This is a genomic window from Nocardia nova NBRC 15556 (genome assembly GCF_001613005.1).
GTDB classification, from domain to species: Bacteria; Actinomycetota; Actinomycetes; order Mycobacteriales; family Mycobacteriaceae; genus Nocardia; species Nocardia nova.
In genome coordinates, this window is record NZ_BDBN01000069.1 from 20,703 (window position 1) to 27,593 (window position 6,891).

Here is a 6,891-nt window from a genome sequence, read left to right on the forward strand (position 1 = left end):
TAAGGCTCGCACGGACTTCCGTGCGAGCCTTACCGTGTTTCCGGAGGTGCGGTCAGACGGTCTTCGTGAGCCGGTCCGCCAGCAGTTGCGCGAAGTGGGCCGGATCCTTCAATTCGCCACCTTCGGCGAGAATCGCTGTGCCGTAGAGCAATTCGGCGGTAGCGGCCAATTCTCCGGACTCCTCGGCGGTGTCCTTGTTCGCGGCGTACGCATCGCGCAGTCCGGTGACCAGCGGGTGCTCCGGGTTGAGTTCCAGAATTCGCTTGGATTCCGGCAGGGCCTGGCCGGACGCCCGGTACATGCGCTCCAGCTGCGGGGTGAAGTCGAAGACGTCGCCGACGACACAGGCCGGGGAGGTGGTCAGGCGGGAGGACAGGCGGACCTCCTTGACGCTGTCGCTCAGCGTCTCCTGCAGCCACTTCAGCAGATCGCCGAAATCCTTCTCCTGCTGCTCACGCAGCTGTTCGGAGGCCTTCTTCTCCTCCTCGGTCTCCAGATCGACTTCGCCCTTGGCGATCGACTGGAACGGCTTGCCGTCGAAGTCCGGCACCGAGCCGACCCACATCTCGTCGACCGGATCGGTGAGGATCAGCACCTCGAGGCCCTTCGCCTCGAACGCCTCCATATGCGGCGAATTCTCGATCTGCTGCCGGGATTCGCCGGTCATGTAGTAGATCTTGTCCTGGCCTTCGGCCATGCGCTCCACGTACTGCGCGAGCGTGGTGGGCTCGGAATCCGAGTGCGTCGAGGCGAAAGACGAGACCTGCAGGATGGTTTCGCGGTTGTCGAAGTCGGAGAGCAGGCCCTCCTTGATAACTCGGCCGAATTCGTTCCAGAAGGTCCGGTACTTCGACTCTTCCGCGGTGGCGTCGCCGTCGCCGGATTCGGCCGATTCGGCGCCCTGCATATCCTTGATCGTCGACAGCACCTTGCGCACCAGGCGCTTGCGGATCATCTGGATCTGCCGGTCCTGCTGCAGAATCTCGCGCGAGACGTTGAGCGAGAGATCCTGCGCATCCACCACGCCCTTGACGAAGCGCAGATACTCCGGCATCAGCTCTTCGCAGTTGTCCATGATGAATACGCGGCGCACGTACAACTGCACCCCGCGCTTGTGCTCGCGCATGAACAGATCGAACGGCGCGTGCGACGGGATGAACAGCAGCGCCTGATATTCGAACGTGCCCTCGGCCTTGAGCGGAATGATCTCCAGCGGGTCGTCCCAGGCGTGCGAGACGTGCTTGTAGAACTCCTTGTACTCCTCGTCGGAGACGTCGCTGCGCGGGCGCGTCCACAGCGCCTTCTGGGAATTGAGCGTCTGCTCCTCGAGGATGGTCTTCTCGGTCTTCTCCTCGCCCTCGCCCTCGGTGACGGTGCGCTCCACCTGCATCCGAATGGGCCAGGAGATGAAGTCCGAGTACTTCTTGACGATCTCGCGGAGCTTCCACTCCTGCGTGTAATCGAAGAGGTGATCGTCCTCGTCCGCGGACTTCAGGTGCAGCGAAACCGCGGTGCCCTGAGGCGCCTCGTCGAGGGTTTCGATGGTGTAGGTCGAGCTGCCGGCCGCGGACTCCCAGCGGGTGCCCTCGGACTCACCCGCGCGGCGGGTCGTCAGCGTGACCTTGTCGGCCACCATGAAGGTCGAGTAGAAGCCGATACCGAACTGGCCGATGAGGTCCGCGGGAGCGGAGCCCGCGGAGCGACCCGGAGAATCGGCGTCGGCTCCGTTCATTTCCAGCAGCTGACGACGCAGTTCGGCGGTGCCGGACTTGGCCAGGGTTCCGATGAGGTCGACCACCTCGGCGCGCGACATGCCGATGCCGTTGTCGCGGACGGTCAGCACCCGGGCGTCCTTGTCGACCTCCAGTTCGATATGCAGATCCGAGGTGTCGACCTCGAGATCCTTGTCCCGGAACGACTCGAGCCGGAGCTTGTCCAGCGCGTCGGAGGCGTTCGAGATCAATTCCCGCAGGAACGTGTCCTTGTTCGAGTAGACCGAGTGGATCATCAGTTCCAGAAGCTGATGGGTCTCGGCCTGAAACTCCAGTTGTTCGACGTGATCGGTCACGTGCAGATATTACGACGGACCGCGGGTGGCTCGCGAAAGTCGGTCATCGCGGGAACCTCGGCATCGGCGCTGTGCGCGCGGGGCTGCGCGGGCGCCATCCATTCGCGCAGCACCTGGGTCGCGCGCACATCGTCCTCGTTGTATTCCAGCAGCCGGGTGCGCTGCGACAGATCGGGCGCACCGTCGTAGCCGACCGCCAGGCGATACCAGCTCATCGACGCCTCGCCGCCGGCCTCGGGATCGCGCCAGCCGAATCCGGCGACCGGAGCGATCTTCTTGAGCCCCTTGCCGTTCGGGCAGATGAACTGCTCCGACACCGCCTGGAACATATCCACCCACTGCGGGCTGTCGACGAAGGCGCGGACCTCGTCCGCGCTGGGTACCCCCGGCCGTCCGGCGAAGCGGCGCGCCGACTCGTAGAGCCACTTGTCCTCGGCGGTGCGCGAGTAGCAGTAGGCGGCGAACGTCTTGCCCGCCGCGGCCGCGTCGGCGCGCACCGCCATCAACCAGGTCCAGAATTCGGCGAACGAGCGGGCCTCGTCGGCGGTCGGCAGCGGGTCCCAGGTGAAGAAGGGGCGATACACGCCGTCGAGCAGGGTGCCCCACAGATAGGCGCCGTATTCCTGATAGCTCTCCAGGTCGACGTCGACCTCGACGTCGGCCCGGGTGACCCGCACCCGATCCACGCGGCGGACCAGCGGCGCGCCCGAGATCCAGGCGCGCGCGGTCACCACCGTCTCGGCGAACGGCTCGTACTGCCAGTCCTCGGGTTCGTCCGCGGTCCACTCGGCCAGATCGTCGATGGTCTGCACGCCGTGGCGGCGCAGCAGCTCGGCGCGGGATCCGGGTGCGACGAGGCTGACGTCGCGATGGTCCGCCAGCCAGCCCTCACAGCTCACCGCGGGAGGTTCGGTGATCCCCGTTCGCTCGACGATCGGCGCCCGGGTCCACCACGGGCACTGCCGGCATTCGGGCACCTTCGACGGCACGGTCGGCAGCTCACCGCGCACCACCGCGATGCGGTCGGCATAACGCCGGTCGTACTCGTCGAGCACCGGACCCAGGTCGTGCACCAGGATCCGGTCGAAGTGATAGCCGATCGCCCCGCCGACCAGGGCGGGACTGGCCAGCCCGTGCCGCTGCAACATCCGGTAGAGGTGGGCCAGCCGCTGCTGGTCGCGCGGCTGGGTGCGGACGCGGACGTGCCGGTCGGGGCGCGGATCCCAGTGGTACAGATCGGAGGTGGTGGGGTGGAAATCGGCCGGATCGGGCTGGCGCGGATCGGTCACCTTGTGGTTGACCACGATGATCGGGATATAGCCGCCCCGATCGGTGTCGCGCAGCAGGATCTCGCAGCCGCCGCGACGACCGGTATCGGGCTCCTGGGGCAGCAGCGCACCCCAAATGCGCTGCGCCCCTTCCGAACACGCGCGCAGCGTATCCTCGGCGCGACCGCTCGCGGCCTGATCCGGATCGATGATCACCCACGCCTGTGGGTCGGCGGCGACGAGTGTGTCGCGGACCTTGGTGCGATGCGCGGTGGCGGCGTCGCGGCGCTGTTTGACACCCGCGTCCTCGGGCACCCCGAGCAGCCGTTCCGGATGGGTGGCGTCCAGATGCAGCCGATGCCGGCAGCCGACCAGTGCGCGCGCGTCGACGTAGGCGATTCGCGGCGGATGTTCACCGGCCTCGGCGGGGGTCGAGATATTCACCGTATCGGCCGAAACCTGCTGCGCCCGTTCCACTTCGGCGGGCACTACGGCGGTTCGGCGAGCAGCAGCCCGCCGCTCGTCGCCTCCGCCGTCCTCCTCGCGACCGTCCCGGTCGCCGCTGCCCGAATACACGGTAAGCAGTATGGTCCCTACCTCCGACACTCCCGCGAACCGCCTGCGTGCAGGGTGTACGCGGGGCCGCTACCTCGGCACTCCCGCCGTCCGGAGCTCGGATCGCCGCGAACCGTCCGCCGCGGCGGCGCCCTCGGGTCCGCATCCCGCTACAGTTGGCGCAAACCGTGTGGCATGTGGGTATATCAGCATGACGGAACTTCGTGACGGAGGGCTTTCGATGGGGTTGTTCACCAAGCGCAAGCGGCGTGCGGACCGCAAAGCCGAGGCGAAAGCCCTCAAGCACAAGGCCGCGATGGAGGCCAAACTCGGCGCCCGCAACGAACGCAAACGCCAGCGCGCCGAGATCCGCACCCAGCGCGAGGTGGCGAAGGCTCAGATCGCGACCTTGAAGGCGGAGGAGAAGGCCGCCCTCAAGACCGCCGAACGAGCCGACCGCGAACTGCTCACGGCGAGCCAGGTGAAGAAGTATCTGGGCGTGGCGCGCGTGCTGGTGCCGGTGCTGGCGCCGCTGGCCTACCGGGCCGCCACCTTCATCCGCGGCCAGATCGACACCCGCCGCGCCCATCGACTGGGTATCGGCATCGGCGAACTGGGCAACTTCACCGGCCACGGCGCCCGCCTGCAGGCCCGTATCACCGGTGTCGAATCGACCCTGGCCGGTATCGAGAACTCCGGTGACAAGAGCGGCGAGACGCAGAAGTTCGTGGCCGCCACCCGCGACCGGCTCGCCAGCCTGTCCGCTGCCGTGCGCACCGCCGAGCAGATGCCCGCGCCGCGCCGGCGTGCGGTGCACAACTCCATCTCGCACGAACTGGCCGGCGTCGAAGCCGATATCCTCGCGCGCCTCGGCGTGCACTGACCGACCGCTCGCCATGCCGCATCGTGCCCGGCCCACAACCGGATCTCCGCCTTACCGGCGAGCGGTCCGGCGGCCGGGCATCGATGGCCTGCGGGGCGGGCTGGTCGGTATGGCGGTGGTGGTCCTCGCGGTGGCCGCGCACGGATGGGCCGACGGCGGCTATCCCGGCTCGGCGACGCTGGCGCTGCTGCTGCTGAGCGCGGCGGCCACCGGAACCTTCGCGTCGATGCTGCCGCCCACCGGTGGTGCGCGTGGCCGGATCGGCATCCTGGCGGCACTCGGTGGCGGACAGGCGGTCTCGCATATCGCGCTGAGTCTGCTGCCCGCTCATCGGCCCGGTGAAACATCGTGCGGGAGCGGCCTTTCCGGGCTGATCTCGATCTTCCCGAACAACTGGATGACACTGGCGCACACCCTCGCCACCGTGGTGTGCGCGGTGCTGATCGTGGCCGTGGAACGGCTGTATGCCGCGGTCTCCCGATCGGTCCGCGCCGTCACCACCCGGCCGCAACCGCCGGTGGATATCGCCACACCCCGGTGGCGGACCTCCGCGCGGCAAGCGCGGCAGCAATGGAGCGCCGGCGCCCTCGGCTCCCGCGCACCCCCGGTACTCGCCTGAACCGATCCTCGACCACAGGCAATTCCTCCGGCATCTCGCCGAGTACCGAGAAAGTCACCCACCGTGAGCTTTACTATGTCCACCTCACTGTCGCGCGCCCTGGTCGCCACGGGCGCCGCCGCCGGTCTCGCCCTGCTCGCCTCCGGCACCGCGGCCGCGCACGTCACCGCCGACGCGCCCGGCGCGGCCCAGGGCGGCTACGCGGTCATCACCTTCCGCGTGCCGACCGAATCGGCGACGGCGTCCACCACCAAGCTGACCGTCGCGCTGCCGCAACTGTCCGCGGCTCGCACCGAACCCGTTCCGGGCTGGACCGCCAAGACCGAGAAGAACGACAAGAACCAGTTCACCTCCGTCACCTGGACCGCCAACCCGGGCACTCCCGGCATCACTCCCGAGCAGTTCCAGCGCTTCGCCGTCGCGGTCGGGCCGCTGCCGAAGCAGGACAAGATCAACTTCCCGGCCACCCAGACCTACAGCGACGGCAAGGTCGTCAACTGGAGCGAGCCCATGCCCGCCGGCGGTGACGAACCCGAGCATCCCGCTCCGAGCATCACGCTGGGAGCCGCCGGATCCGACGACGATCACGCCGGCATGCCGAGCGCTGCCGCCGACAAGTCCGACAGCGACGAGTCCGACAACACCGCGCGCTGGCTGGGCGGTATCGGACTGGTTCTCGGCGCCCTCGGTGCCGCGCTCGGACTCGGCAGCCTGATCCGGAGCCGGCGCTCATGATGCGCCGCATCGTGTTCGCCCTGGTCGGCGCGCTGGCGCTGGGCGCACTGACGATCACGGTCGCCGGGCCGGCCGCCGCGCATTCGACGGTGGTATCCACCGACCCCGCCGACGGCGCGAAGGTCGAGACCGGTCCCGCGCGGGTGAGCGTCACCTTCAACGAGAATCTGCAGCCGAGTTTCCCGTCGCTGACCGTCGTCGGCCCGGACGGAAATCTGTGGTCGAAGGGCAAGCCGGTGGTGGACGGCCCGACCGTCACCGTCGAGGTCGGTGACCTGGGCCCGGCCGGCACCTACACGATGGCGTACCGGGTCACCTCCGCCGACGGCCATCCGGTCAGCGGTACCCGCAGTTTCGAGCTGACCACGCCCGGCCACGGCACACCGGGGCCCAAGGCCGATGCCAAGAGCGGCAACTCCGGCGGCGGCGATTCCGGGGGCGTGCCGCTGTGGGTGTTCATCGTGGCCGCGGTCGTGCTGTTCGGTGGTGGACTGGCGTTCGCGCTGTTCGGCGGTCGCTCCCGACGGTCGGGCAGCGGCGGCAAACCATGAGGCCGGGGACGGCCGGCAGCAGATCGACCGCACTGCGTTACGCACTGCTGCTGGTCGTCCCGGCCGCCCTCCTCGGTGCCGCCGCCGGATGGGCGCTCGCCGCACCCGATCCGGTCCAGGCCGAGGCGCCGGTGCGCACTCTGGCCGACGGGCTGGGCGCGACGGTTCTCGGCCTCGCCGCGCTGCCGCGCCTGCACGACCGGCTGCGGCCC

Annotated in this window: 6 protein-coding genes and 1 pseudogene; 5 read left to right on the forward strand and 2 right to left on the reverse strand. The window is 68.7% G+C overall.

Features of this window, described 5'->3' with window-relative positions:
* Positions 1–52: 52 nt before the first annotated feature.
* Together htpG and NN2_RS25280 are read right to left on the reverse strand one after the other, a co-directional pair.
* Positions 53–2,068, reverse strand: coding sequence for a molecular chaperone HtpG (htpG, locus tag NN2_RS25275; RefSeq protein WP_063016492.1), 2,016 nt, complete (start codon positions 2,066–2,068; stop codon positions 53–55).
* Complete coding sequence (locus NN2_RS25280) at positions 2,065–3,735, reverse strand: TM0106 family RecB-like putative nuclease (RefSeq protein ID WP_063016504.1); 1,671 nt, start codon at positions 3,733–3,735, stop codon at positions 2,065–2,067. Before NN2_RS25280 ends, htpG begins: the two co-directional genes overlap by 4 nt.
* A gap of 397 nt (positions 3,736–4,132) precedes the next feature.
* On the opposite strand from NN2_RS25280, the gene NN2_RS25285 reads away from it, so the two are divergent.
* From NN2_RS25285 to NN2_RS25305, 5 genes and pseudogenes are all read left to right on the forward strand, one after another.
* A complete protein-coding gene (locus tag NN2_RS25285; RefSeq protein WP_030516739.1) occupies positions 4,133–4,774 on the forward strand; it encodes a DUF6474 family protein in 642 nt (213 codons plus the stop codon).
* A 109-nt stretch (positions 4,775–4,883) separates the two neighbouring features.
* Positions 4,884–5,393 (forward strand): hypothetical protein, encoded by a 510-nt coding sequence (locus tag NN2_RS25290; RefSeq protein ID WP_063016494.1) that lies wholly within the window; start codon positions 4,884–4,886, stop codon positions 5,391–5,393.
* 75 nt (positions 5,394–5,468) lie between these two features.
* On the forward strand, positions 5,469–6,128 hold the full coding sequence (locus tag NN2_RS25295; protein ID WP_063016496.1) for a YcnI family copper-binding membrane protein: 660 nt from the start codon (positions 5,469–5,471) through the stop codon (positions 6,126–6,128).
* Entirely contained in the window at positions 6,125–6,679 is a 555-nt protein-coding gene (locus NN2_RS25300) for a copper resistance CopC family protein (RefSeq protein ID WP_082857247.1), read from the forward strand. The genes NN2_RS25295 and NN2_RS25300 overlap by 4 nt, the downstream gene beginning before the upstream one ends.
* Positions 6,676–6,891 (forward strand): annotated as a pseudogene (locus NN2_RS25305) (copper resistance protein CopD); the annotation flags it as partial. The gene NN2_RS25300 and the pseudogene NN2_RS25305, both read left to right, overlap by 4 nt.